A 26,624-nucleotide genomic window follows, 5' to 3' on the forward strand; every position below is an offset into this window, starting at 1 on the left:
ACTCCACTTTAATCAACAAGACCTCGACTATGCTATTCTCATTCTAAACTAATAAATTTCTCTATGAGGCTATTCAAACCAAATGGTTTGAACAACCTACTACTAAACTGAACTAATCTAATTGATAAAAATGTTGTTTACTTATTGCTTATAGACACTTTATTATATGCCACCTTATTTGTCAATAAGATCGGGTCTTAAGCCTACTGCCTCTTTTAAATATACATGATGAATATCCACTTGATCCATTGTTGTATTTATATGCATCATCATTCTAATACACATCGGCATGCTATCTTTTACATCGATTTCCTTCATGCACATTACTGGAACAAATTGATATCCTTCTAGTTGCCTGAGTGCTTTTGCAGGGAAAGAAGCAGATAAATCAGACGTAACAGAAATAAACAGAGATGCAACTTGCTCTGACTGAATGTTGTTAAGCTTTATCATTTCCTTTAATAAATTCATGGATGCCTCTGTTATTTGCTTCTCCTCATTTCGATCAACGGTAGTAGCTCCTCTTATCCCTCTAACAATCATTTCTTTCCCTCCTGCCTCCAAATATTTAAGTAACTCATGAGTTCTTCTTTAGTAAAATCTTTTATAAATGGATGACCTATTCGGTCAAGTAAAACCATCTTTATATAATCATCCGTCGACTTTTTATCTTGTTTCATCTTTTCAACAAACGTTTCAGTAGAAATCGTAGAGTCAATGGTGGATTGGTAGCCCATTTGTGTCATCCAATTCAATAATTGTAGGTAATGTAATGATTTTTCACTTATATTTTCACTCAACCATAAAGCGAACATCATTCCAGTTGCAACAGCCGAACCATGGGTTACTTTTCCATATCCATACAAAGATTCAATCGCATGACCTAACGTATGGCCAAAATTCAAATAAGCTCGAACACCCTTTTCTTGTTCATCATCCTTTACTATTTTCGCTTTAATTTTAATTCCTTTTGAAATGATTTTTTTGATAAACGAATCTGATAAGTCCTCAACTTTTTGCACGTTCTTTTGAAGTTCCATTAGAAAATCAGGATCATCGATAAACCCGTATTTGATAACTTCTGCCAAGCCACTTAACCATTGTTTATGGGAGAGAGTTTTTAAAAAGCTCGTTTCAAAAAACACTGCGTTTGGCTGATAAAAAGCACCGATTAAATTTTTTCCTAACGGATGGTTTATCGCCACTTTCCCTCCGATTGCACTATCATGGGCAAGAAGCGTAGTTGGGATTTGGATATAAGGGATACCACGCATGTAAGTAGACGCAATAAACCCGGTTAAGTCACCAACAACCCCACCACCAAATGCCAATATTAATGACTTTCGGTTTAACCCTTTCTCCAAAGCAAATGTAATTCCATCATAGTATTGTTGAAACGATTTAGATGATTCACCACTCGGGACTATATACGTGAAGACCTCTTTAAAGTGAGGTTGCAATATAGATATTAGTTGATCATAGTGATAACTGTAGACATTTTCGTCCACATAAATTAGGACTTTCTCTGTTCGATTTACTACTTCTTTTATTACTTCTGGAAAAGTCGCTAAGATGTCCTGACCAATGAGAACAGGATAGCTTTTACTAGTCGCATGTACCCAGATTCTTTCCATTAAAACTTCCTCGTATAGGCAGAAAATTGATCTAAATCTTTTTTAATAAAATCCATTTGATCCCTTCCAAATTGCTCAAGGATGGCATGTGCGAGTTCCCAAGCAACCACAGACTCAGCCACGACACTCGCAGCAGGAACTGCACAACTATCTGAACGTTCAATACTTGCTGCAAATGTTTCTTTTGTTTCAATATCAACACTATTCAGCGGCTTATATAAGGTTGGTATAGGCTTCATTACTCCTCTAACCACGACAGGCATTCCAGTCGTCATACCTCCTTCAAAGCCTCCTAAATGATTGGTTTTACGAGTATAGCCATTAATCTCATCCCAGATAATTTCATCATGGACTTTACTTCCATATGTATGCGCGGCATCAAATCCAATTCCAAACTCAACACCTTTAAAAGCATTTATACTAACAATTGCTTGATCTATTTTTGCATCGAGTTTTTTATCATAATGTACGTAGCTTCCTAATCCAGGAGGTAACCCTTCAACAATAACCTCCACAATTCCTCCAATTGAATCTCCATTTTCCTTTGCCTGATCAATTTGATTCATCATTGTTTTTTCAATCTCTTGATCAAAACAGCGAACAGGAGATTGTTCAGTTACAGACTTTAGTTGTTGTAAAGAGGAATAGGCTTTATTTTTCGCTTTGATTCCACCAATTTCTATCACATGTCCTGCAACGTCGATATTTAGCTCCTTCAAAATCTTTTTAGCAACTGCCCCCGCTGCAACACGGATCGTCGTCTCACGTGCAGATGATCTTTCTAACACATTTCTGATATCGCGATGTCCATACTTCATGGCTCCATTCAAGTCTGCATGACCTGGCCTTGGTCTAGAAATTTTTCTCTTTATATTATTCTCTTGCTCTTCAGAAATAGGCTCAATTGCCATAATATTGGTCCAGTGTTTCCAATCGTTGTTTTCAACTACTAGCGTAATAGGTGAACCTAGCGTACGACCATGTCTGACTCCACTTTTTATTTGCACGGTGTCTTTTTCAATTTGCATCCTTCTTCCTCGACCATACCCTTTTTGCCTTCTTTGAAGCTCCACATTTATATCATCTACTGATAAAGATAAACCAGCAGGTACTCCTTCTAAAATCGCTGTTAATTGAGGACCATGCGATTCACCAGCTGTTAAATATCTCATATTACAGCTCCTCCTTCATTACTTTAAAGCTTTTATGTAAAACTATATCATGAACATTACCTAATTGGGTAGTAAATTTATTAATATTTTTGATAAAAAAATGTTTCGATTGTGTGAAGGTCATATTGACTAGGGGAAAAAATTTGTTCTGTACTTCCTACAAATAGAATACCTTCCTTATTTAAAGAGCTGCTAAACCGTTTGTATAATTCTACCTTTGCTTGTTCAGTAAAATAAATCAAAACGTTCCGACAAACAAGAAAGTCTACTTGTTTTTCAAAGGAATCTGCTAGAAGATTATGTTTTTTAAATTCTACACACTTTTTTATATCATCATGAATGAAAAACTGATCCTCCACCTTGGTAAAATGCTTTTGAATCATATCATTTGAAGTCTCTTGCAATGACAATTCAGAATACACCCCTGTTTTCGCTTTCTCAAGCATACGATCGTCAATATCTGTAGCTACAATGTTCACTTTTGAAAGGGGCAAATGCTTCGAAAGAATCATCGCAATCGTATAAGGTTCCTCCCCACTAGAACAAGCGGCACTCCATACTTTTAAGCTTTCCTTTTTATTTAATAAAGGGGGAAGAATATTTTTCTCAAAAATATCCCACCTATTTTTATTTCGAAAAAATTGGGAAACATTGATTGTAATTCGATCAAGAAATTCTTGCTTCAAGTGTTGATCCTGCTTTAATGCCCAAAAATATTGATCAAAGCTTTCAAATCCTCGTTTCATAAAAAGGGACGTTAATCTCCTTTTCATTTGTCCTTCTTTATACAAAAACAAATCTATTCCCATCGTTTTTTTAATATTTGCGATAAATTGTTGATATGATTTTTCCTCCATATATAGTTTTCCTTTCAGTCCAAATTGATACATAGAAAAGCGTAAGCGTCCTGCTAGCGACGAAGGGGAAAAATGATCGTCAAACTCCTGTGACTAACGGTGACGCTAACACATCGTGTACGTCGGGGTCGCTGGACCCTAGAACTCGATAAATCAGAATATTCTAAATAATGTATGTTTCAGCATAAAAAATATTCTATATAGCACCCTTTATGCACTACAATTGTATCACAGTTTGTTATATACTCTGATGCAGAACAAAATCACAAAATAAAAAAAGTGCTACTAAAGAAGCAATATCACTTCTTTAGTAGCACTTTTTTGTAAAATTAATAAATCCAATGGTTTAAAGAAGAATCATACGATATAAGTTCATCTTCTTTGAAGAATAAGCCAATTTCTCTTTCAGCACTTTCAAGAGAATCTGAACCATGGATAATATTTTTTCCAACAAACATACCGTAGTCACCGCGGATTGTTCCAGGTAATGCTTCTTTCGGGTTTGTTTTCCCCATCATTTGTCTAGCAACCTCAATTACATGATCTCCTTGCCAAACCATGGCAAATACCGGCCCTGAAGTAATAAAGTCCACCAGTTCTCCGAAGAAAGGTTTCCCTTCATGCTCACCATAATGCTTCTCTGCTAAAGAAGTTGGAATTTGCATGAGCTTTGCACCTACTAATTGAAATCCTTTTTTTTCAAACTTGGCAACAATTTCCCCAATTAATTGACGTTGCACTCCATCTGGCTTGACCATTAAAAATGTTTTCTCCATCGTTTCTCCACCCCATCTTCTTATGTATAAAACAAATCATACAAAGTAAATCTTACCATCATTAAAGCGTTTTCGCAATTCAAATCCGGTACTATCTCTTATTTAAAGGGGAGTATTTGAGTGAGAAATATGAATTAAACACCTCAAAAATCAGAGGTGAATGGTTCCTAGTACAATAAACTCTGTCTTAAAACTTTCTCTTACCAATATAGTTCGCAATCTCTTCAAGCTTTATTTTATGTTCTCCATCTGGTAACTTATCTAATATATTTAAAGCTTTATGTAAATAACGATTACTTAATTCAAAGGATTGATCGATGGCTGGACTTTTTCTTATTTCTTTAATAATATTTGTCATCTCATTAGCAGGGGTATCTTTATTGATCTTTTTAATTCGACCTGACAGTTTAGGGTCATGTAAAGAATATAGAACGGGTAATGTTATATTCCCTTGAAGAAGATCACTTCCTACTGGTTTCCCTAGCTTTTTTTCAGATGAAGTAAAGTCCAGAATATCATCAATAATTTGATATGACATGCCAATATAATAACCAAACCAAAATAACCTTTGATGAGTAACATCATCAACTTCTGTAGATATGGCCCCTAGTTGACAACTTGTCGCAATTAGTAATGCTGTTTTTCTTTTAATCCTTTGCAAATATTGACGTAAGTTTTGATCAACATTAAATTTATCTTTTATTTGTTCAATCTCTCCTAAACATACTTCAACGATAGTTTTAGACAAAAGTTTGTGGGCAAGTGGGTTATCTAAAAATGTAATCATTTCAAGTGAACGTGCAAACAGAAAATCTCCAGTATACATCGCAATCCGATTGTCCCATTTTTCCTTTATGGTTGGCTTGCCTCTCCTTAGCTTCGCATCATCAATGACATCGTCATGTACAAGAGAAGCCATATGAATTAATTCAAGTGAAACAGCCACTCGTTTAACCCTTTTAATATCGTAGTCACCAAACATACTGGATAGCATAACGAAAACAGGACGAATTCGCTTTCCTCCTGCTTGAAGAAGATGTAGCCCTGCTTCACTCAATAATGGATATTCAGATTGAATGGTTCTCTCTAATTCAGATTCTATTTCTTTAAGATCATTTTTTATAAACGAAAAAACAGCATTAAGCTTCATTCTGTTTCACCTAGATTTCAAAATATCTTCTATTTTTTCTCGCCTTGAGGAATCATATTTTTCATTAATTTTTTTCAGGTTTAATTCCTAAATGCATGGCTGCAACTCCACCAGTAAACGATTTTACTTGGACGTGTTGAAGACCTGCTTGCTCAAACATAAATTTTAATTTTTTCATATCTGGAAAGTCTTTCGCGGACTCTTGAAGCCATGAATACTCTTCATAACTACCAGCAAATATTTTTCCAAAAAAAGGCATTAAATGACGAAAATAAAACTGGTACCCTTGTTTGAATCCAATCATTGTTGGTTGAGAAGTTTCTAAACATACAACTTTTCCCCCAGGTTTAACTACACGAGTCATCTCCTGTAAAACTTGATTATAATCTGGAACATTTCGAAGACCAAAACCAATCGTTACGTAATCAAAGCTGTTATCGTCAAAGGGAAGATTCATAGCATTTCCATGAATGAGTTCAATATAATCTAACTGCTCATGTTTGACTTTTTCTTGGCCTATTTGCAGCATATTTTCACTAAAATCGAGCCCAACTACTCTCCCCTTATTACCGACAGCTTCTGCCAAACGAATAGTCCAATCGGCAGTCCCGCAACATACATCTAAACAATGACTTGCTTCTTTAACAGCCATATGCTTCATCGTCTCTTCCCGCCATTTTATGTGACGCTTGAAGCTTATGATGGAATTCATTTTATCATAATTTTTATAAATCTTTTCAAAAACATCATGGACACGTTCTTCTTTAGCCTTTGGCAATTTACTCATCCTCTACCGCTGTATTTAAAATATATTTAGGATGTGAGGTTTCACTATTAATTAAACTTTCTATTCGGTTTACTAATTGGTTTTTATAATGTGTGTGAAATCCTACTTGGGAATGGTCTAAATTACTAAGTGATTTTATTAGTATAGATTGATTAAATTTACTATGGTCTAAAATTGAGTGATCCAGTCCAAAAAGTGAAGGTAATTGTAAATTTAGTTTTTTATACATCAAAAAGGATTCTGCAAGCTGTACCCAAGAAGAACAATTATAATAGCTAAACAAATGTTTATATAAAGAGGATTCCACAATTGTTAGACTTATTATTTCACCTTGATTTCCTTCATAAATTCGCATCTTATGCTCATTAATTTCTTTAATAGCTCTAGCCAAGGTTCGAACTAAGCTAATATCATCTATTTGAGACAGGAGTTGGTAGTATAATCCACTATAAAAATCCCCAGCAAGGACTGTTAACTGTCTTTGAACTAGTTGTTCTTGACTTGTTATTTTATCGCTGGTCACCTGTTCGTGGGTATCTAGAGCAATTTGCACTAACAGAGTTGTAATAACATATGTATGTTTCTGTTTAACTGTAAGGTCTGGTAAACCTTCAAAGAATGCTAATAATAATAATAATTTATCTTCATCAATTTCAGGTTGTTGAATATACTTCAACAAATATGAATGAGAAAGATGATCTTTTAGGCTTTGTCGTATATTTGTTTTATTTAAAGTATATTCTTGCAATCATGATCACCCTTGTCTTGTACATACTATTATTCCCTTGAAAGGTCGAAGATTATTATACCATAGAATGATACATTTTTGGGTAGGGGTACTCATCTTAAATAGACCCTTGTAAATAAGTAATAAATCCATATAAGAGGTTGTTCAAAAAATCCTAAAAAAATGTCGGTTGAATAACATTGTTGGTTTGCTTTTCCGCTCCTTCGACGCACACGAGGTGCTAGCGCAGGCGTTAACCACACGATGTGGTTGTTCTTAGCCTGTGATCCTCCACCTGTACGTACACTGTGAGTGCTTCGATGCCCAGGACGGGCTAGCGCGGGCGTTGTCACAGGACGTGGCAGAACTTAGCCCGTGTTCCTTTAGCAAACCGCCTCGTTCTTGTCTAGCTTCAACCCTTACACCCTCGAGGTCATAAGTCACTGAGAACAAAAGATAAAGAACATCTTTCTTATCTCCGCGCCTTATGCTTGTCGGGTGTGAGTAAAGGGTTTCAGCTTTTCTATTCAGCGTCCTTTTTCCCCTACTTTTTGAACACGCACTATAATGTCAGTGTGAATTCTTGATTAAACTTCAAACTTTTTTAAATCCTTGGAGAGTTTAGTGTTGGAGGAAGTTCCTAAACAGAAATAAAAGCAGGGTGAGCCTGCTTATTTTCGGGAATCCGTTTCAACTTCTCCATAACTTGTTTTAATGACAGATTTCCCTCTTACTTTGATTGCTGACGTATGTTCTGTAAATTGAGCAATCATGACTTCGCCTTTGTCTAGCTTTTCAGAATGGTGGAAACGTGTATCGCTTCCCCTAGTTAAACCTATAACATTAACACCATCCTCTTGCGCTTTTATCACAACATAATCATTTCCTAATTGTTTCATTAGTTTATCAACCTTTCTGAATTAACGAAAGTACTTCACCTCTAGCTGCCTCCTGCAGCATCTTCAGTAAAAACACCTCTTACTGCAGAAGTAACTGTTTTAGACCCTGGCTTCTTCACACCTCTCATGGTCATGCACATATGTTCTGCTTCAACGATCACCATTACACCATGCGGATCAAGAGAATCTACTATGCTATCTGCAACAGTTGAGGTAATTCTTTCTTGTAACTGTGGTCGTTTTGCCACCGCTTCAACAGCCCTAGCTAATTTACTTAATCCTGTAACCTTACCCCCTTTAGGAATATAGGCAACATGAGCATGTCCAAAAAAAGGAACAAGGTGATGTTCACACATCGAATAAAAAGGGATATCCTTTACAAGGACTAATTCTTCATGATCCTCTCCGAAAATGGTCTGGAAATATTCTTTAGGATCATCTCTGAGTCCTGAGAAAACTTCTTCATACATTTTTGCTACTCTTTTTGGAGTATCAAGTAAACCTTCTCTATTGGGATCTTCTCCGATTGCTTCAAGAATTAATTTAATTGCAGATTCAATTTGTTGTATATCAATTTGTTTCATTAGCTTCCTCCTGGAACTACTTCGTTTGTTCAGATTCTAGCATATATTAAAAAAGAAAAGCAAAAGATTGCCCACTTTATGAATGTATCTGTTTAAAAGAGGACAAAGGGATTTAAAAATTCTTTGCATTTTAAAAGCCCCATAGTTGGGGCTTTTATAGAGAAGTATTATATATATGTAATGTACAACTATATCATGCACATTTTTGTATGCATGTAAATAATACAATTACTTTCCAGCTACAGCATCCTTAAGAGTTTACCAGGTTTAAAAGCAGGTACCTTGCTAGCTGGGATTTCAATTTCTTCCCCAGTTTGTGGATTACGTCCTTTACGAGCAGCCACGTTCACGTACTTCGAAATTACCAAACCCAATTAATTGGATTTTATCACCATCTTTTAATGTATCAAGAATCGTATCGAATACCGCATCCACAGCTTTAGTTGCATCTTTTTTAGATAACTCACTTGCTTCTGCCACTGCATTTATAAGTTCTGTTTTATTCATTCCTTTCACCTCCTCCCAAAGGATTGTACACTATTGTCATTTTTACACACTTTAAACGGATTGTATACTAGTAAACAACAATTTTTACGTTTTTATACGGAATATCCTGATTGTTTTAATCCGTCAGTAAATATTACCTAATCCTTTAAAAAATATCAACATATTTTTAAAGAAGGTAGGATTTCTTGTATCAAGGTATTTATGACCAATCTAGAGAAGAATTTCTGATAGTAGATTAACACATTACACCCTTTAGAATCAAGGTTATTCCGCTTTTAAACCAATAATAACATTGATTTTGTTCTTTTTTAACCAAAATAAATGCGAAAAAGAAATTTCAAACATTTCTTTTTCGCATTTATTATAAACGTTCGTCCTTTAAAGAATAATCGCAATTAATCCTCCGGACCCTTCATTAATGATTCTTTCGAGAGTTTCTTTCAGTTTGTACCTAGCGTTTTCTGGCATTAAGGATAGTTTAGCTTGAATTCCCTCTCTAACTAGACTACTTAATGAACGCCCAAATATATCTGAATTCCAGATGGATAAAGGATCATCTTCAAAATCTTGCATTAAATATCGAACAAGCTCTTCACTTTGTTTTTCAGTCCCAATTATCGGAGCAAACTCACTTTCCACGTCTACTTTAATCATATGAATGGAAGGGGCTACAGCCCTCAATCGAACCCCAAAACGTGATCCTTGACGAATAATTTCAGGCTCTTCTAAGCTCATATCTTGAAGAGCAGGTGCCGCAACGCCATAACCCGTTTGTTTAACCATTTTAAGTGCATCTGCAACATGATCATATTCAGATTTAGCATGAGAAAAGTCTTGCATAAGCTGAAGTAAATGATCTTTTCCACGAATTTCAACACCAACAACTTCTTTTAATATTTGATCATATAGATCATCTGGTGCAAACAAATCAATTTCTGCGATCCCTTGCCCCATTTCAATACCAGCTAAAGATGCCCGACTGATAAAATCATACTCACCAAAATAACTCACAACCCTGTCAACATCACGAAGCCTTTTAATATCCTTAACAGTATCTTGAACGGAGTCTTGGAAGCTCTCCCTTAACCAATGTTCCTCTTTTAATACCATCACCCAACTAGGCAAATTCACATTAACTTCTAATACAGGGAATTCAAAAAGTGCTTCTCGTAAAACATTGATTACATCTGATTCTCTCATGCTTTCTACGCTAATTGCTAAAACAGGAATATCATATTTTTCATTCAATTCTCGTCTTAATGCTTCTGTCTCTGAATGATAAGGGTGAACAGTATTAATTATCATGATAAAAGGTTTCCCAACTTCTTTTAACTCTTCAATCACTCGTTCTTCTGCTGCTACATAGTCACTTCTTGGAATATCGCCAATTGTCCCATCTGTTGTGACAACAACGCCAATTGTTGAATGCTCTTGTATTACTTTTCTTGTACCAATTTCTGCCGCTTCATTAAATGGGATCGGTTCTTCATACCAAGGTGTATTAATCATCCTAGGTCCATTTTCATCTTCATATCCTTTAGCACCAGGAACTGTGTATCCTACACAATCGACCATACGAATATTTACATTTAGACCATCGTCAACATGAACATTTGCAGCTTGATTTGGAACAAATTTAGGCTCTGTCGTCATTATGGTTTTACCAGCAGCACTTTGAGGGAGTTCATCTTGAGCCCTTGTTTTATCTGCCTCTGTCGTAATATTAGGAATCACTACTAACTCCATAAATTTCTTTATAAACGTCGATTTACCTGTTCGAACTGCCCCAACAACTCCAAGATAAATATCGCCTCCCGTTCGTTCAGCAATATCTTTGAAAATATCTACCTTTTCCAAAAGATCCCCTCCCGACCTCTTAGTTCTTTTATTGATTTGATTAATCCATTTAAGTATGTGTTCAAAAAGGAACTATAAGTAATATCCTACTCTTGAACAACCTCTTTTAGTTAGGACATTATTAATTTATGATGTTGTCCTATTTACTTATGACATAATAATTAAATTAAAAGAACCTTTCTTTTAGAATGTATTCCTAAAAGAAAGGTTCATGACTTAATTCTCAAAAAAGATTGGTTCTCCTTGCTCATTGACTGTGTAGGGCAAGGAGAAAGCAGGAACAAAAAAAGAATTTTCACTTAATATATATCGAATATCTTCGTTTTTATTTGTCCCATCCATCTGTTGAAGCTCTTGGTAAAGATCTAAAGAGTAATCTACATAAATATCGTTTGTATTTACATCAATAACTAGAGGTAAGTATTCTCCTGAGTACGGACTTTTCACTTGAGGAACCTCTTCAAAACCTAATTCTTCATAATTCAAGCGGTATACACTTCCTGATACACGTTCAGAAAAAGGATAATGACCATTCACATCTCGATATGCATCTAATCTGATTTGAATGGTATGGATTTTGTCTGCCATTCGGATGTCTACTAGTTTTACTGTCGGGTTTTCTTCCACGTCGACGAGTACATACATAAAATAGCCACCATTTTCATAAGCACTTCCTGGCGGTTCTGCCATATACTTGGGTGTAATTTTATGAAAATCTATAGGATACTTTTGGTACATATCCGTATCTGCATCTCTCGTTTTTATCGGCAAAAGTCCATTGTTGTCTAATTGATAGGAGTCTACTGCGTCTTGGACAGATGCCACTTGTGAATCATATGGAACTTGGTTTTTTTCCAATTGACTACTAGGATATAAACAACCCGATAGAAAGCAAACACTTAAAAATACAAAAAGTAGATTAATATTCTTTTTCACAATCATCACCTATCTCATCATTCATTTACTGGTCCACTGAAAACAACAAAAAATATAATGATTCCAGAAACGATTAAACATATATATCCTATAATCGTTATAACAGCTTTAAAAATCCCCTTTAACTTAAATCGACTTAAATAAACACAAAAAACAGCAATGAACATTAACCCCATCGCAATAAGTGAAATCCACATTTTCAATAGTCCTGGAGACATATCTTTCCCTCCTCTAAATTCGACAGTCATTATACCATATTTTCATTGAAAAGGATTTAAACAATTCGTGAAAATTCAAGCAAGTTCTCTTATAGTGCGTGTTCAAAAAGCAGGAGGAAAAGGACGCTGAAGAACGAGGCGACTGCTTAAAGGATCACAGGCTAAAAGCAACCACGTCGTGTGGTTAACGTCTGCGCTAGCACATCGTGTGCGCCTGAGGAGCGGAAAAGCAAACCAACCAAGTTATTCGACAGCAATTTTTCATGACTTTTTGAACAACCTCTTATATGTATATAATATTCTGAAAAAGTCAAAAAACTGAAGTAAAGAGGGGGCGATCTTTACTTCAGTACAATAATGACTAATTTTACCCATACGAACAAAACAACTCATTTTTGGCTACAAATCCACCTTCGAACACTACCATATTGGCACAAGCAACAATGCCATTTTCGATTAAGTTTATTGAAATTAATAAAGTTGATTTGTCTTATTCGTTCAGTCATTTCATTATATTCACTTTCAGCTCATTTGTGATGACTGATCCCCTAAAATATCAACAAGGTCTTCCATCTCATGCGTTTTCATTCTTGTCATTAATACTCCAACTGCATCTATTGGTTTTTCATTATTGAACAGCACTTCATATAATGCACCGGTAATTGGCATTTCAACTTCGTACTTCTTGGATAATTGATAAGCTGCCTTTGTCGTCCTTACTCCTTCCACAACCATCCCCATACTCGCTAACACTTCATCTAACTTATGACCTTTTCCTAGCATATTCCCCGCTCTCCAATTACGCGAATGAACACTCGTACATGTAACAATTAAATCCCCAATTCCTGAAAGACCTGAAAAAGTAAGTGGATTTGCTCCCATTTTCGTTCCTAAACGAGCAATTTCTGCTAATCCTCTTGTAATTATTGGGCAGCTTTCGCATTATCACCAAAACCAACTCCATCTGTTATACCGGCTGCTAATGCGATAATATTTTTTAAAGAACCACCAAGTTCAACCCCGACTAGATCTGGATTGGTGTAAACTCGAAAATGTTTATTGATAAATAAGTCTTGAACGTATTCCGAGGATTTAATATTCTTAGAAGAAGCTGTAACTGTTGTAGGGTGTCTCAAACTTACTTCTTCCGCATGACTAGGACCAGATAATACAACAATATCCTTTCTAAGATCCTCGGGAATTTCCTCATCAATCATTTCTGAAACCCTTAATAAAGAATCTGGCTCAATCCCTTTACTCACATGAATAAACATAATCGGTTTATGTACGTACTCTTTAACTTTAGTTGATACTTCACGAATGGCTTTCGTAGGAACCGCAAATACCACTGCTTCAATTCCATTAAGAGCTCCTTTTAGAGAAGAGGTTGCTCGAATCCCTTCAGGTAATTCAATATCAGGTAAGTATTTTTTGTTTATTCTTGTCTTATTAATTTCTACAATTTGCTCTTCTGAATGGCTCCATAACCTCACGTCATGTCCGTTATCTGCAAGGACCATAGAGAGAGCCGTACCCCAGCTCCCTGCTCCTAATACTGCGATCGCTGTCATATATCATCACCCCATACATTTTCATACAATTTTAAAGTAAATCCATCTATAGGTGTTGTTCAACTCAGCTTTAGCTTATTTTCGCGTTCTGGCAATAAGTTTAATAGGTGTACCTTCAAATCCAAAAGCGTCTCTAATCCTATTTTCTAAAAACCGTTGATAAGAAAAATGCATCAATTCTCTTTCATTTACAAAAACAACAAAGGTAGGTGGTTTAACAGCTACTTGGGTTACGTAAAATATTTTCAACCTTTTTCCTTTATCTGTAGGGGTTGGATTCATAGCTACAGCATCCATAACAATTTCATTTAAAATATTGGTTGGAACACGCATCGCATGATTCTCACTGGAGACGATAACTTGTGGCATCAATGTATGCAACCTTTTCTTTGTTTTAGCAGAAAGGAAAACGATAGGAGCATAATCTAAAAAGAGAAAATGATCACGAATTTTTTGTTCAAACTCTTTCATCGTTTTTTCATCTTTGTCAATTACATCCCACTTGTTGACGACGATTACTACTGCTCTTCCTGCCTCGTGTGCATATCCTGCAATCCGCTTATCTTGCTCGATAATTCCTTCTTCTCCATTAATTACAACGAGAACGACATCTGAACGATCGATGGCCTTTAATGCACGAAGGACACTATACTTTTCAGTTGACTCATACACTTTTCCTTTTTTTCTCATGCCTGCTGTATCAATCATAACAAAACTTTGACTATTATAGGTAAATTTCGTATCAATTGCATCTCTTGTAGTCCCAGCTACATCACTAACAATTACCCTCTCTTCACCTAAAATGGCGTTTACAAGTGAGGACTTCCCTACATTCGGTCGACCAATTAAACTAAACTTAATCGTCGTTTCATCATACTGCTCACTAGTTAAATTTGGAAAGTGAGTCGCTACAGCGTCCAACATATCACCTAGACCAAGGCCATGTGATCCTGATATTGGATAAGGTTCTCCAAATCCAAGTGCATAAAAGTCATACATGAGTTCTCTCATTTCCGGGTTATCCACTTTATTTACTGCAAGAACGACAGGCTTATTTGATCGATATAAAATATTCGCTACTTCTTCATCCGCTGAGGTAACCCCTTCTCGGCCATTTACGATAAAGATAATGACATCTGCTTCATCAATAGCAATCTCAGCTTGATTTCTAATTTGCATTAAGAATGGGGCCTCTCCAAATTCAATTCCCCCCTGTATCAATTAGCTTAAATTCATGAGTAAGCCACTCTGCAGAGCTATATATTCGATCTCTCGTTACTCCTGGAGTATCCTCAACGATCGACAAACGCTCTCCTACAATTCGATTAAATATTGTTGATTTCCCAACATTCGGTCGACCAACAATCGCTACTATGGGACTAGACATAAACCATAACTTCCTTTCAATCGTTAAATTCAATATATAAACACGAAACGTGATTAACATTTCAGTTGATATTAAAAACCATATGTAGTCGTATAAAATAAACCCTTTTCTGATACAGAAGAGGGTTAACTTAATCATTATATAGGTTTTATGACCATTACACAATGGTATAGATGATTGATCTTACTAAAAGTGTTTAACTACCATATAAACATCCTCATCCACTGCATGTGCAATACCATCTAAAATAGCTTCAATATTTTTTGCGTAATTATCCATCTCTTCTTTAGTTTCACAAATAAATACTGGAGCGCCACCAGCAACTTTATCTGGTTTTATCGTTACAATCGCTAAAATGGCTTTCTCAATGATCATGCTATTCACTCTCCTTTTCATTTGCAGCTGATTCAGTTGGAAGCCTGATTGCATTTTCTAAAATAGGAACCTTTTTAATTACTTTGATGGCACTTTCTACATCTTGGTGTTGAGGGAGAACAAAAACACCAATTCGACCATTTTCTAAATCTCTTTTCGCAAGAGGTGTTAATGATGGTTCTCCACTATCTCTTACAACACCTAAGGCAGTTGACACATCGTGTAATACCGCCTGTCTCTGGCCTAAATTTGAAATGGTAATTCTGGCATCTATACTTTTAGGATTGAGAATGAAACCCATTCCATATTTTAATACTAAATCTCTCTTTTCAGGAATACCAATATTCATAATATATATATCATCCACATAAAGCCCTGCATCTTTAAATTGTGGTTTTCCCTCTTCCACACTTACTATATCGCCCATTTTACTCCCTGTCATTAATATCTTTGAAAGAATCAAACACACCAATCCAACGATTGTTGCGACCCAAACATTTGTTAGCAAATATGAAAAAGTAGTAAAAAACGACGTGAAAATAACTAGGTAATTTCTGCTCTCAAAAGCAATGGCAATTCCTTCAATGTAGGTTTTCCCTCTTGGAACAAGTTCGCTTTTATCAATCTCTGTCAACGTGTTCCTTTCCATATTTCTTACCTCTCGAAATTGAGATGCTGCCAAAGTTAAAAAAGTAACGGCAGTAAATTCTTTTTCCATAATAGCCGGAACAGCAATCGTACCTAGGGAAGCTGCAATAAAACCAAGAGCTATATGAATTATTTTACCGTGCAAATACGTTGGATACTGCCTATAGTCCGTTCGTAACATGTAAAGTCTGGACAGAACACCAACTAAAACACCATATAAAATTGGAAAGGAATATTCATTCATAATGTTTTTTTCTCCCTTATGTTCTTTTGAACCGCATGAGCTACTCCTTTTAGACACCAGTCAAGGAAACTCCAACAGCTAATTATTAATAAACTGATTGCACTAATATAAATAAAGGTTGTATCGCCTATATAAATAGGGCGAAAATAAACCGATAATACAATCCAATACAATAATTCTCCATACACTAATCCATTAATAAACAAAACCATTCTTTCTCTATAACTTGAAACAAGGTAGATACATAAAACACTATATAGAACAGAGGTTGTCCAATGCTGATTCATATAAATAAACCATACTGGATCATATAATTGAAGTAGCCTAATACTTGTATAACAACACAAAAGAATAAAGGTCATAAAAACGTTAAGATACAGTTGACTCCTTCCAAATCGAACAAATAAGAACAACCCTATAGCACTCATACATAGCCAAAGAAAACCTATATGAACTACTCTCATTTGAAACGAATAAGGAAGAATTAAAATTAGACTTAAAATGAATAAACCTAAGAAAAACCGCGCTTTCGTTTTATCCAACAAAAAGGTAACAATAATCCATGAACTCCATAAAACAAAATAACTAAACCAATTTTCCAATTCATCTCTCCTCCTATCTACATTATGAGTAGAAATGAATGGTTTTAATCGGAATATAAAAAAAAGATGAGCTCCTTTTATGGGCTCACCTTTTTAACTTGTTTTTTATCGTAATTTATTTAATTGATCACCAATCAAATCACCTAATTGAAATCCACTAGAATCATCATTGAAATTAGTATCCACTTGCTGGTGTTCTTCTTGATGATCTTCTTCAAGTTCACGAATACTTAAAGATACACGTTGTTCATCTTTATTAACATCTAGAACTAAAGCCTTCACTTGTTGACCTTCTTCTAAAACTTCATGTGGCGTTCCTATATGTTTATTGGATATTTGTGAAATGTGAACAAGACCTTCTACCCCTGGTAAAATTTCAACAAATGCTCCAAATGAAACTAAACGCTTCACCGTTCCTTCTACAATATCATCAATTTTCACTTTTTCATCAATGTTATCCCATGGTCCAGGTTTTGTCTCTTTTATAGATAAGGAAATACGCTCGTTATCGCGATCTACAGAAAGCACTTTCACTTGTACACTTTGCCCCTCCTCTACTACTTCAGAAGGATTATTTACATGACTATGTGATAATTGGGAAATATGGACTAGACCGTCTACACCGCCAATATCAACAAATGCTCCAAAATCAGCAATTCGCTGAACCGTACCATCTAGTACATCACCAGGGTTAATAGACTCGAGTAACTGTTGTTTTTTCTTGATCTGCTCTTGTTCCACTACCGCACGATGTGATAATATCACTCGGTTCTTTTCACGATCTAATTCAACAACCATTAACGTAAGGGTTTTACCTTTATATTCAGAAAAATCCTCAACATAATAAGATTCTACTAAAGAAGCAGGAATAAAACCTCTTACTCCAAGGTCAACAACTAATCCACCTTTGACATAATCCTTTACTTCAGCTTCAAAAATTTCATTGTTATCGAATTTTTTTTGCAATTCATCCCATGCTTTATCTGCATCAACTGCTCGTTTTGATAATATTAAGACATCATCTTCTATTTTCATTACTTTTAGTATTAATTCATCGTTCTCTTTCACGCAGTCAGAAGCTTTTTCAACATGCAAGCTAGAAAGTTCACTGATAGGAATAATCCCACTATGCTTAAACTCAATAATATCAGCAAGCACTTGTTTTTCTTCTACCTTAGATACTACTCCTTTAACCACATCCCCAATTTCTGGAGCTTTCACTTCTACATTATTCATTTCATCAACCATTTTCTTAACCTCCTTAAGTCAAAACCAATACAACTTTATCCTTATTATTATGTATTCCTTTCAACACTAAATAGCATAAAAGAAAATACCTCTTTAAATAAACTTCTAATAAATGCTACCTTTTGTCAAGGAATATCTATTGTTTTTTATATTTTTCTAGTAAATGTCTGATTTCATTCATAATTAATGAAGTTGCTTGTTCAGCTGAATTTTTATTTGCTCTTAGTTCAGTAAAGTCAATAGGAGAACCAAAAATGATTTTAACCTTGTTGAAGCGTTTATACGGTCCAATGATGGCACAAGGCACTACACTAGCATCAGAACGAAGTGCAAAAAAACCTGCACCTGCTAAACCTTCTTTCAACTGACCGTTCTTACTCCTAGTCCCTTCTGGAAATAAACCAAGAACTTCACCATTCTTCAAGATTTTCAACCCTTTTCTTAAAGCTTCACGGTCACTCATCCCACGTTTCACAGGAAAGGCCCCAAGATTGGCAATGATAGTTCCTATTACTTTTTTATGAAAGATCTCTTCCTTTGCCATAAAACGAACTGGTCTTGGCGAGGATATTCCAACTAATGGAGGATCCCAATTATTAATATGATTGGAACACAGAAGGACTCCTCCTTCATCTGGAATATTTTCAATCCCCTCCACCTCTATTCGATAAAGAGATTTCATTAAAAATTTAACAACACTTCTAGAGAAAGTATAAAAAGTCATAGTTAATTTAGACCCTCTCCTTTATTAAATTTTCTATTACTCGAATGACTTCTGAAATCGACAAAGAAGTCGTATCAATCTCAATTGCATCCTCTGCTTTTATTAATGGCGCCATTTCTCTCTCTGAGTCAATTTTATCACGTCTAGCAATACTCTCTTGTATTTCCATAAGATTAGATTGAATTCCTTTTGTTAAATTTTCATTGTGACGTCTTTGTGCTCTTTCCTCTACTGATGCTTTCATAAATATTTTTAGCTCTGCATTCGGTAATACATAACTCCCTATATCTCTTCCATCCATGACAACACCACCACTTTTAGACATCTCTCGTTGACGATGAACCATTTCATGACGAACTTGTGGGTGCTGAGCTACTATGGAAACATGATTCGACACTTCATTAGAGCGTATTTCTTCCGTAACATCTTCTCCATTGACAAATACTGCTTGACCTTCATTTCTAGGTACTAATTCAATCGTCATCCCATTTAATAATTCAACGAGTTTACCTTCATCATCTAGAGATATCCTTTTCTGAATCGCTTTAAATGTAAGGGCTCGATACATTGCACCTGTGTCTATATATACATACGATAAGTCTTTAGCGATCACCTTTGCAACCGTACTCTTTCCAGCTTCAGCTGGTCCATCAATAGCAATTGAAATCATCTTATTTTTCTCCTTGTTCATAAAAAATTCCACCAGTATTTATTGTACAGATTTACTGATGGTTTACTCATAAATCGTTATTTTACTTGTCCAACTATGCGGACATACTATAAAAACTACTTATCTATCAATAAGTGATGGTGGACAAGAAGATAGAAGTGGTATTTAAAGAGGAGTAAGTAAATTTATTACCCGATGGAAAATAACACATTTATGAATTAGATTTTATCTATTCACCAATGTACTTGTTTACCTCAACCTTTTCTATCTGCTCTTGATTAACAATCCCTTCATATAAAAATACCTTTGACATATAAGGACTAACAGCGGGAAATTGGAAAATAAACTGAACAATAATCACTAAAATTAAATGTAAGAAAGCCAACTTTAATAAAATCCTTTCAAACTGTTTCAACATATCAACCTCACTAGTGAATTTGTTATTTAGTTGTTGGCTCTAACAAGTAATTTTATTCGTACTTCAACCCTTTTATTCTTAGTTGAACTTGAGTAAAGTAACAGTACTGTAATAATGTTTGTTGATCTTTCTCAGAGATATTGATAAATTGTACGTTTATTTGTTTATTTTCAATACGTTTCACAGTCGCCTTCACATGCAAATATTGCAACTCTTTACTAAACGGCAAGACTAACCATATTTTAATTTTATCGTCTATTTTAAAGAGAGTGTCACTGCTATTTTCAAATGATAGGCCGCCAGCACTAATGTTATGAGTAAAAGATGTGAAAGGATTAAAGTCTTTCACAAAAGGGTGCACCGCTAAATCCAGTTTTGACATAACGCGTACAAACTCCCTCCGCTGCACTTTTACATATTGATCTTCTTTAGGTCTTTTTATAACAATCATAGGAATTTTTTCTTTTCTTCTACCAACGACCGTTGTTTCAAAACGAACAAGCTGTTGGTCGTTCCATATACTAGTTAATGATAACTTTTGACCATCTAATAAAAAATGAGCTTTATGCGTCTTCTCATTTATTGGATAATCTATGTAAAAAAAAATCACTGTTTTTTTCAACAAGCATACACTTTAATTCACATGACTGATTATTAATTCTATTAACCGTCAATGTATCACCTATTTTCAACATAAGCATCACTCTCTCACATAGAAGAATAGCGTACACATAATATTAAAACAGGATTGTAAGAAAAGCGCAAGCGCACGTTTAGCGACGAATAGAAAGAGGAACGTCAACTAAGAACAGTCACCTCCTGTGACTAACATTGACGCTAGCACTTCCTGTGCGTCGAAGCACTCCCCATATGATGTGACTCACTTTTAACAGAAAAAAGTGTAACGGCGTTCGTTACACTTTTAGAACAATTGCTCCGCTCCTTTTAACCTCTCGACTTTCTCTTCTCGACCATTTTCAGCATTAATATAAATTCGAAAAGTGTCACTCGACATTGTGCCTAAAAATTCATAACATAAGATTTCTTCACCAATATCATTCATAATAACCCCTAACCTCTCCTCTTGAATATCTAAATTACTATTGACGGCCTTTCGTGCTTCATCACTTTGAATTGTAGGTTTTGAAATGTTACGGTCTTTTTGAGCCGATAAATAGTCCTTGGCTGAAAAACCGACAACTTCACCATTGTCCAAAGCTACTTTAATTCTAACCGCCTCTGGATAAATTCTGACTTCACCTTCTTTTTTCACAAATGAAAAAACTCCAACATTATCATATTGAGAACTTTCAAAAAGGTCAAAGCTTTTAAAGCTATGACGTTTTAAAAAATCTAGTGCCTTGTTCGCTCCCTCATTTAAACTCAGTTTTTTTTGATCAACCTCCCTATTATTCAATACATATATTGGATGTCCCCCTTGCTTAGTTATATCAACATATATTTCTTGGCCGTCTTCTTGATTATTAATGGTGATACTATAAAACGGAAAATCCGACCCTTCCCCACTCTCTGTAACCTCCATATCATTTGAATTAACATCCTTCACAAACTTTTTTACTACTTCTTTTGCTTGTTTTTCATCAATAAGACTTCCTTTTAAATTCTCAAACCCTTTTTTTTGATTTTGTAAGCTAGTCATCGTTACACCAAAATTGTTTTCCGAATACCCTTCAACATTTTTTTCAACAGCTTGAAAGCCATCAATGATTGAATTCGTTTCTTGAGTATTACTTTCAGCTAAAGCTAATTCAACATCCATCCAGCGAAGGTTTTCATTAAGAACCGTGTTCTGGACCTGCCTAAGCTCATCTTGTATTTCTTTCGCATTTTCATATAATTCATTCAACTGGACATATTCTTCTTCCGATAGGGGGTCTTTACTTAAATCTCTTACAGCTGTTCTATAGCAAAACTCTCCGATGTTAGATAGAAACTCTTCTGTCTTATCAAAAGGCATTAATGTTAATGGAAGTTGACCAACATCATTTAGAGCTTGAGATGTAATTCTCCATGCCTCTGTTAAACCCGGTGTTAAGGACTCCTTTGAGTTCATGGCAAGAGTCGTACCAATTTGATCATGTAATTGGTCTATTTGAAAGGTTAAATCATGAAACGCACGCTGATAATTGTTTTCAGCATTAATTAAAATAGCGTTTTTTTCTTGATGTTCTTTATAACCCCAATAAGTTGTACTAACCACTCCAATTGATAAAACTGTAATAATAATTCCACGAATCATATTTCCACCTCCTTTATTTACAAAAAATATGTTTGCCAATTCTTTTCACTTGTGGTCTTCCCCAAATCCAACTGTTAGTCGCCGTATTTGGATTAAAATAATAGATAGAGTTTTCACTTGGATCCCACCCATTCAAAGCATCTAATGCCGCATCCATAGCTCTCTCATTAGGTGTTAAATTAATTTGTCCATCAGCAACCGCTGTAAAAGCACCAGGTTCATAAATAACGCCAGAAACAGTATTGGGGAAAGTAGGACTATCAATTCGATTTAAGATAACCGCAGCTACAGCAACTTGTCCAGAGTACGGTTCACCTCTTGCTTCACCATAAACAGCGTTAGCCATAAGACGAATATCATTTTGTGAAAAACCTCCAGGCATATTAGCTGCTACAGGATCGTTATTTTCTTCTTCTTGTGTTTGTTTTTCGTCCTTTTCTTGTTGCTCTTCTTGGGCTTTTTGCTCTTGTTGTGCTTGTTGATCTTGTTTCGCTTTTTGCTCTTGTTGTGCTTGTTGTTCTTGTTTCGTTTTTTGCTCTTGTTGCGCTTGTTGATCTTGTTTCGTTTTTTGCTCTTGTTGCGCTTGCTGTTCTTGTTTCGTTTTTTGCTCTTGTTGCGCTTGTTGCTCCTCCTTTTGCGCTTGTTCAATTTGTTTCTTAAACTTACCCTTCATTTCTTCCATGAATTTTTTATCTGGCTCTTGTTGAATCTTTAATGGAACTCCGCCATAATGAGTGAAGTAAGTTCCTTTATTTAAATTTTCATATACGAATGACTTATAAAATTTAGTGGACTTTAATAACATTTCTTTTGTTTCTTCTCCTACTAACCCATCAACCTCTTCTAATTGAAATTGATGTTGAAAGTTTTTTACCGCCCAAAATAACTCCCATCCGTATACACCATTTATTCTTCCATGATAATAACCGTTATACTGTAATCTAGCTTGAAGTTCAATTACATCATCCCCTACAGCTCCCCGTTGGATCACTTGTTCAGAAAAACCCTGAACTGCAAGCTGCTGAATAAAGAAGAGACCAATGAATAAAAAGAAAGACAACATATATTTAACAGATGGCATAGAAGTGTTCCTCCTTCTGTATATCCTTTTTTGTATCATTTGTAATGATTCACATTTTATGCACACTTTATCTATCGCGATACAGTTCTATCATTTCATTTAAAGTTTTTAAATAAATTATTGAATTTTTAGATTATTTATGTAAAAAATATAGTCAATAAAAAACACCATCAAGTTTTTAGTAAGAGTCTAAAAAAGTCCAATTACTAAAAAGACGATGGTGCGTGATTTTAAAGGCTATTAAAATCAGACAACTGTTCATGACTTTTATGATATATTTCTCTAGCTTGCTTTGCTTTTCTTAAACTAAACCACCATAAGAACACCATAAACGGCGTGATAATCATTTTCCAGTCTTGACCTTTAGACATTAAGATTAAATCAAATAACCCATGAAAAAGAACAGGGAAGAACAGGGCGATAAATGGCCAAAAAAATCGATTTTTTGAATAAGAAAACTTCCCTTTTCCAAAGTAATACCCCATGAGAACACCAAACAGCGCATGTCCAGAAACTGGAAGTAACGCTCTTCCTAAAGCATCGTCAACACCAAAAGTAAATAAGTATAAGATATTTTCAATTGTTGCAAAACCTAATGAAATACATAATCCATAAATGATCCCGTCGTAATGTTCATCGAAACTATAGTGTTGAAAAATAATAAAATAATATATAAACCATTTAAAGAACTCCTCAAGTAAAGCAACAGAAAAAAAGGCGATGACAATAGGAGATTGAAAAACCTCTTCAACTTCTAAAACATATTGAATGAACATAATAGGAAAAACCAAAATAGCTCCTAATATAAAAGACCTTATAATCAAAGAGAACGATATACCTTCGCACTCATTTTTCAAATAAAAATAGCAGAGAATTGCCAAGCTAGGTGCAACACCTGCTGAAATGATTCCAATCATGTAAAATTCCTCGTTTCACACACAATTCCATTTTATCGTACCATGAAAAAATTTGGTTGCCTATAATTGCGTGTTCAAAATTGAGACAAATTAAATAAACAACTGCTTATCCTTTACAATATAAGAAAGTAAGGTTACGATTTGATAAGGTTTTCACTCATGAACATGCAAGCGATCAGGAGGTAATTTCACATGACTAAAAACATTTTACTGATTCATACAGGCGGAACTATTTCTATGGAAGAAGACTATGTTACAGGAGAAGTAAAACCTGGTACTCGTAATCCTCTAGTTAATGAAATGCTTTCATTAGAAAATATTAATATAATAGTTGAGGAACTTTTTCATCTTCCTTCTCCACATATAAAAACAGCAGATATGTTGAAAATTAAAAATGCGATTGAACATTCCTTAAACAAAATTGATGGTGTCGTTATTACTCACGGAACTGATACGTTAGAAGAAACAGCCTACTTCTTAGATATAACGACATCAATAGATATACCCATTATTGTGACAGGTGCAATGAGATCAAGCAATGAGATAGGTTCTGACGGATTATATAACCTATTGTCATCCATACATGTTGCATCTAGCGATGATTCAAAAAATAGAGGGGTTCTTGTCGTAATGAATGATGAGATTCATACGGCTAAAAATGTAACGAAAACCCATACCAGTAACTTAGCAACATTTAAAAGTCCTCAATATGGGCCGATAGGATATGTTAATAAGAGAGGGGTTATTTATTATCATTCTCCGAAAGTCACTCCTACCCTTTCTGTTACAAAGTTAAATAAAAAAGTTCCATTATTAAAAGCATATGCTGGAATAGGTAATGAAATTTTATCTTATCTGTTATCTATGGGAATTGATGGATTGATTGTAGAGGCATTTGGACAAGGTAATTTGCCACCCACTTTTGCAAAAGGGTTGATCCCACTGATTGAAAAAAACATTCCAGTTGTCATCGTTTCTAGGTGCTTTAATGGAATCGTGCAAGATATATATAGTTACGAAGGTGGTGGAAAGTATTTAAAAGAAAAAGGGGTTATTTTTAGTAACGGTCTAAATGGACAAAAGGCACGGCTTCAACTTATGATCGCGCTGGAAACAACCAATGACATGAATGAGTTAGCCAACATTTTTTCTCTATAAGAGGATAAAAGCCAGAAGCAATGCACATTGCTTCTGGTATAAAAAATCTTATTAATACCTTATTAAGCGTTTAGCCATCTCTTTAGCAATCATTTCTCCATGAAAACGCCCATTTTCGATGAAAATCTCATTCGCATTATTTCCAGCTGCTATGACTCCTGCTATAAAAATACCTTCAACATTTGTTTCCATAGTTTCTTCATTAAACTTAGGTCTTCCTGTTTGCATATCAACTTCAATTCCCATCTTCTTTAAAAACCTATGATCTGGATGATAACCCGTCATGGCAAATACAAAATCATTTTTGATTACTCTCTCCTCAATTCCATATACTACGTAGGTCAAAGTAGTGTCACCAATTTCTTTAACATCGGCATTAAACTCCATTTTAATTACTCCTTTTTCTACTAACGCTTTAAACTCTGGTAAGATCCATGGTTTTATACTTGAAGAATAATCATTTCCTCTGTATAAAACGGTGACATTCGCCTCACTTTTCACAAGTTCTAAAGCGGCATCTACACTCGAGTTTTTCCCACCAATAACAGCAACATCCATATCAAAGTAAGGATGGGCTTCTTTAAAGTAGTGTAAAACCTTACTCTTTTCTTCCCCTTTGACATTTAAATAATTAGGATGGTCATAATAACCTGTTGCAACGATGACTGTTGACGTACGATATTGTGCTTTTGAGGTTTCCACGATAAAGGAGCTATCCATTTCCTTTTTAACACTTTCTACTTTTTCAAAAGCATTCACTTGAATTTTTTTCCGTCTAACGACCTCTCGATAATAAGAGAGCGCTTGATTTCGAACAGGCTTCCTTTTTTCTGTAATAAACGCTACTTCCCCAATTTCTAGTTTCTCACTTGAGCTAAAAAACGTTTGATGGGTTGGATAATGGTAAATTGAATTAACTACGTTCCCTTTTTCAATCACAAGTGGTTTAATCCCCATGTTTTGCAAGTGTATAGCAGCGGATAATCCACATGGACCCCCTCCAATAATAATTGCGTCCTCCATAAAAACGACTCACTCCTGAATTCTATATTTGCATATATATTTTAAGTTCATAAGGTAACTATTTCTTTATTGCTCAAAACAAAAATCCCCTATCTAATAATAGAGGTTGTTCAAAAAGTAATGAAAAATTGCTGTTGAATAACTTTGTTGGTTTGCTTTTCCGACACTCCGACGCCAGGATTGGCTAGCACGGG

General features: G+C 35.1%; 26 protein-coding genes and 3 pseudogenes. 1 reads left to right on the forward strand and 28 read right to left on the reverse strand.

The annotated features are described in order from the left end of the window. Positions 1-174 precede the first annotated feature (174 nt). From aroH to prsW, 27 genes and pseudogenes are all read right to left on the reverse strand, one after another. A complete protein-coding gene (gene aroH, locus LC087_RS06275) occupies positions 175-543 on the reverse strand; it encodes a chorismate mutase (RefSeq protein WP_264189764.1) in 369 nt (122 codons plus the stop codon). After that, entirely contained in the window at positions 540-1,634 is a 1,095-nt protein-coding gene (gene aroB / locus LC087_RS06280) for a 3-dehydroquinate synthase (protein WP_226538548.1), read from the reverse strand. The genes aroH and aroB overlap by 4 nt, the downstream gene beginning before the upstream one ends. After that, positions 1,634-2,806: a chorismate synthase gene (gene aroC / locus LC087_RS06285; RefSeq protein ID WP_306020363.1), complete on the reverse strand. Its 1,173-nt coding sequence runs from the start codon at positions 2,804-2,806 to the stop codon at positions 1,634-1,636. Before aroC ends, aroB begins: the two co-directional genes overlap by 1 nt. An 80-nt stretch (positions 2,807-2,886) precedes the next feature. Continuing rightward, positions 2,887-3,663, reverse strand: coding sequence for a CheR family methyltransferase (locus LC087_RS06290; protein WP_226538550.1), 777 nt, complete (start codon positions 3,661-3,663; stop codon positions 2,887-2,889). 329 nt (positions 3,664-3,992) lie between these two features. Next, positions 3,993-4,439: a nucleoside-diphosphate kinase gene (gene ndk / locus LC087_RS06295; protein WP_226538551.1), complete on the reverse strand. Its 447-nt coding sequence runs from the start codon at positions 4,437-4,439 to the stop codon at positions 3,993-3,995. A 187-nt stretch (positions 4,440-4,626) separates the two neighbouring features. After that, the gene (gene hepT / locus LC087_RS06300; protein ID WP_226538552.1) at positions 4,627-5,589 is read right to left on the reverse strand and encodes a heptaprenyl diphosphate synthase component II; all 963 of its coding nucleotides are present in this window, start codon (positions 5,587-5,589) and stop codon (positions 4,627-4,629) included. 64 nt (positions 5,590-5,653) lie between these two features. Continuing rightward, positions 5,654-6,367 (reverse strand): demethylmenaquinone methyltransferase, encoded by a 714-nt coding sequence (locus tag LC087_RS06305; protein WP_226538553.1) that lies wholly within the window; start codon positions 6,365-6,367, stop codon positions 5,654-5,656. A 1-nt stretch (position 6,368) separates the two neighbouring features. Beyond that, positions 6,369-7,124: a heptaprenyl diphosphate synthase component 1 gene (locus LC087_RS06310; protein WP_226538554.1), complete on the reverse strand. Its 756-nt coding sequence runs from the start codon at positions 7,122-7,124 to the stop codon at positions 6,369-6,371. A gap of 650 nt (positions 7,125-7,774) precedes the next feature. Next, positions 7,775-8,002, reverse strand: coding sequence for a trp RNA-binding attenuation protein MtrB (gene mtrB / locus LC087_RS06315; protein WP_226538555.1), 228 nt, complete (start codon positions 8,000-8,002; stop codon positions 7,775-7,777). 41 nt (positions 8,003-8,043) lie between these two features. Then, complete coding sequence (gene folE, locus LC087_RS06320; RefSeq protein ID WP_371932653.1) at positions 8,044-8,586, reverse strand: GTP cyclohydrolase I FolE; 543 nt, start codon at positions 8,584-8,586, stop codon at positions 8,044-8,046. A 228-nt stretch (positions 8,587-8,814) separates the two neighbouring features. Then, positions 8,815-9,093: pseudogene (gene hbs / locus LC087_RS06325) on the reverse strand (non-specific DNA-binding protein Hbs). 378 nt (positions 9,094-9,471) lie between these two features. Next, entirely contained in the window at positions 9,472-10,950 is a 1,479-nt protein-coding gene (spoIVA, locus tag LC087_RS06330; protein WP_226538558.1) for a stage IV sporulation protein A, read from the reverse strand. Positions 10,951-11,166: 216 nt separating this feature from the next. After that, entirely contained in the window at positions 11,167-11,892 is a 726-nt protein-coding gene (locus LC087_RS06335) for a hypothetical protein (RefSeq protein ID WP_226538559.1), read from the reverse strand. An 11-nt stretch (positions 11,893-11,903) separates the two neighbouring features. Then, on the reverse strand, positions 11,904-12,104 hold the full coding sequence (locus LC087_RS06340; protein WP_226538560.1) for a DUF2768 domain-containing protein: 201 nt from the start codon (positions 12,102-12,104) through the stop codon (positions 11,904-11,906). A 522-nt stretch (positions 12,105-12,626) separates the two neighbouring features. Beyond that, a pseudogene (locus LC087_RS06345) lies at positions 12,627-13,675 on the reverse strand (NAD(P)H-dependent glycerol-3-phosphate dehydrogenase). 75 nt (positions 13,676-13,750) lie between these two features. Further along, a pseudogene (gene der / locus LC087_RS06350) lies at positions 13,751-15,062 on the reverse strand (ribosome biogenesis GTPase Der). Positions 15,063-15,248: 186 nt separating this feature from the next. Next, positions 15,249-15,437, reverse strand: coding sequence for a capping complex subunit for YIEGIA (locus tag LC087_RS06355; RefSeq protein ID WP_226538563.1), 189 nt, complete (start codon positions 15,435-15,437; stop codon positions 15,249-15,251). Between the two features lies 1 nt (position 15,438). After that, on the reverse strand, positions 15,439-16,329 hold the full coding sequence (locus LC087_RS06360; protein ID WP_226538564.1) for a YIEGIA family protein: 891 nt from the start codon (positions 16,327-16,329) through the stop codon (positions 15,439-15,441). Further along, positions 16,326-16,931 (reverse strand): YphA family membrane protein, encoded by a 606-nt coding sequence (locus LC087_RS06365; protein WP_226538565.1) that lies wholly within the window; start codon positions 16,929-16,931, stop codon positions 16,326-16,328. The genes LC087_RS06360 and LC087_RS06365 overlap by 4 nt, the downstream gene beginning before the upstream one ends. Positions 16,932-17,036: 105 nt before the next feature. Next, entirely contained in the window at positions 17,037-18,179 is a 1,143-nt protein-coding gene (rpsA, locus tag LC087_RS06370; RefSeq protein ID WP_226538566.1) for a 30S ribosomal protein S1, read from the reverse strand. Between the two features lie 136 nt (positions 18,180-18,315). Beyond that, positions 18,316-18,903, reverse strand: coding sequence for a lysophospholipid acyltransferase family protein (locus tag LC087_RS06375; protein ID WP_226538567.1), 588 nt, complete (start codon positions 18,901-18,903; stop codon positions 18,316-18,318). A 7-nt stretch (positions 18,904-18,910) separates the two neighbouring features. Next, positions 18,911-19,594, reverse strand: a complete 684-nt coding sequence (cmk, locus tag LC087_RS06380; protein WP_306020371.1) for a (d)CMP kinase — start codon at positions 19,592-19,594, stop codon at positions 18,911-18,913. Positions 19,595-19,802: 208 nt separating this feature from the next. Then, positions 19,803-19,988, reverse strand: coding sequence for a DUF5359 family protein (locus tag LC087_RS06385; protein WP_306020373.1), 186 nt, complete (start codon positions 19,986-19,988; stop codon positions 19,803-19,805). 55 nt (positions 19,989-20,043) lie between these two features. After that, positions 20,044-20,613, reverse strand: a complete 570-nt coding sequence (locus tag LC087_RS06390; RefSeq protein WP_306020375.1) for a flagellar brake protein — start codon at positions 20,611-20,613, stop codon at positions 20,044-20,046. A gap of 300 nt (positions 20,614-20,913) precedes the next feature. Beyond that, positions 20,914-22,251, reverse strand: coding sequence for a germination protein YpeB (gene ypeB / locus LC087_RS06395; RefSeq protein ID WP_226538571.1), 1,338 nt, complete (start codon positions 22,249-22,251; stop codon positions 20,914-20,916). Positions 22,252-22,264: 13 nt separating this feature from the next. Continuing rightward, on the reverse strand, positions 22,265-23,332 hold the full coding sequence (gene sleB, locus LC087_RS06400) for a spore cortex-lytic enzyme (protein WP_371932654.1): 1,068 nt from the start codon (positions 23,330-23,332) through the stop codon (positions 22,265-22,267). Between the two features lie 230 nt (positions 23,333-23,562). Next, complete coding sequence (gene prsW, locus LC087_RS06405; protein ID WP_226538572.1) at positions 23,563-24,249, reverse strand: glutamic-type intramembrane protease PrsW; 687 nt, start codon at positions 24,247-24,249, stop codon at positions 23,563-23,565. Positions 24,250-24,441: 192 nt separating this feature from the next. On the opposite strand from prsW, the gene LC087_RS06410 reads away from it, so the two are divergent. Then, positions 24,442-25,407 (forward strand): asparaginase, encoded by a 966-nt coding sequence (locus LC087_RS06410; RefSeq protein WP_226538573.1) that lies wholly within the window; start codon positions 24,442-24,444, stop codon positions 25,405-25,407. A 51-nt stretch (positions 25,408-25,458) separates the two neighbouring features. On the opposite strand, the gene LC087_RS06415 is transcribed toward LC087_RS06410, so the two are convergent. Then, positions 25,459-26,430, reverse strand: a complete 972-nt coding sequence (locus LC087_RS06415; protein WP_226538574.1) for a YpdA family putative bacillithiol disulfide reductase — start codon at positions 26,428-26,430, stop codon at positions 25,459-25,461. Positions 26,431-26,624 lie beyond the last annotated feature (194 nt).

It is taken from the genome of Bacillus carboniphilus (assembly GCF_020524035.2).
Classification (GTDB): Bacteria; Bacillota; Bacilli; order Bacillales; family JAIVKR01; genus Bacillus_CC.

Bases quoted from the DNA above. Each gene is read 5' to 3' on its own strand.
- aroH (WP_264189764.1), bottom strand. From the start codon at position 543: ATGATTGTTAGAGGGATAAGAGGAGCTACTACCGTTGATCGAAATGAG.
- aroB (WP_226538548.1), bottom strand. From the start codon at position 1,634: ATGGAAAGAATCTGGGTACATGCGACTAGTAAAAGCTATCCTGTTCTC.
- aroC (WP_306020363.1), bottom strand. From the start codon at position 2,806: ATGAGATATTTAACAGCTGGTGAATCGCATGGTCCTCAATTAACAGCG.
- LC087_RS06290 (WP_226538550.1), bottom strand. From the start codon at position 3,663: ATGGAGGAAAAATCATATCAACAATTTATCGCAAATATTAAAAAAACG.
- ndk (WP_226538551.1), bottom strand. From the start codon at position 4,439: ATGGAGAAAACATTTTTAATGGTCAAGCCAGATGGAGTGCAACGTCAA.
- hepT (WP_226538552.1), bottom strand. From the start codon at position 5,589: ATGAAGCTTAATGCTGTTTTTTCGTTTATAAAAAATGATCTTAAAGAA.
- mtrB (WP_226538555.1), bottom strand. From the start codon at position 8,002: ATGAAACAATTAGGAAATGATTATGTTGTGATAAAAGCGCAAGAGGAT.
- folE (WP_371932653.1), bottom strand. From the start codon at position 8,586: ATGAAACAAATTGATATACAACAAATTGAATCTGCAATTAAATTAATT.
- LC087_RS06335 (WP_226538559.1), bottom strand. From the start codon at position 11,892: ATGATTGTGAAAAAGAATATTAATCTACTTTTTGTATTTTTAAGTGTT.
- LC087_RS06340 (WP_226538560.1), bottom strand. From the start codon at position 12,104: ATGTCTCCAGGACTATTGAAAATGTGGATTTCACTTATTGCGATGGGG.
- LC087_RS06355 (WP_226538563.1), bottom strand. From the start codon at position 15,437: ATGATCATTGAGAAAGCCATTTTAGCGATTGTAACGATAAAACCAGAT.
- LC087_RS06360 (WP_226538564.1), bottom strand. From the start codon at position 16,329: ATGAATGAATATTCCTTTCCAATTTTATATGGTGTTTTAGTTGGTGTT.
- rpsA (WP_226538566.1), bottom strand. From the start codon at position 18,179: ATGGTTGATGAAATGAATAATGTAGAAGTGAAAGCTCCAGAAATTGGG.
- LC087_RS06375 (WP_226538567.1), bottom strand. From the start codon at position 18,903: ATGACTTTTTATACTTTCTCTAGAAGTGTTGTTAAATTTTTAATGAAA.
- cmk (WP_306020371.1), bottom strand. From the start codon at position 19,594: ATGAACAAGGAGAAAAATAAGATGATTTCAATTGCTATTGATGGACCA.
- ypeB (WP_226538571.1), bottom strand. From the start codon at position 22,251: ATGATTCGTGGAATTATTATTACAGTTTTATCAATTGGAGTGGTTAGT.
- sleB (WP_371932654.1), bottom strand. From the start codon at position 23,332: ATGCCATCTGTTAAATATATGTTGTCTTTCTTTTTATTCATTGGTCTC.
- prsW (WP_226538572.1), bottom strand. From the start codon at position 24,249: ATGATTGGAATCATTTCAGCAGGTGTTGCACCTAGCTTGGCAATTCTC.
- LC087_RS06410 (WP_226538573.1), top strand. From the start codon at position 24,442: ATGACTAAAAACATTTTACTGATTCATACAGGCGGAACTATTTCTATG.
- LC087_RS06415 (WP_226538574.1), bottom strand. From the start codon at position 26,430: ATGGAGGACGCAATTATTATTGGAGGGGGTCCATGTGGATTATCCGCT.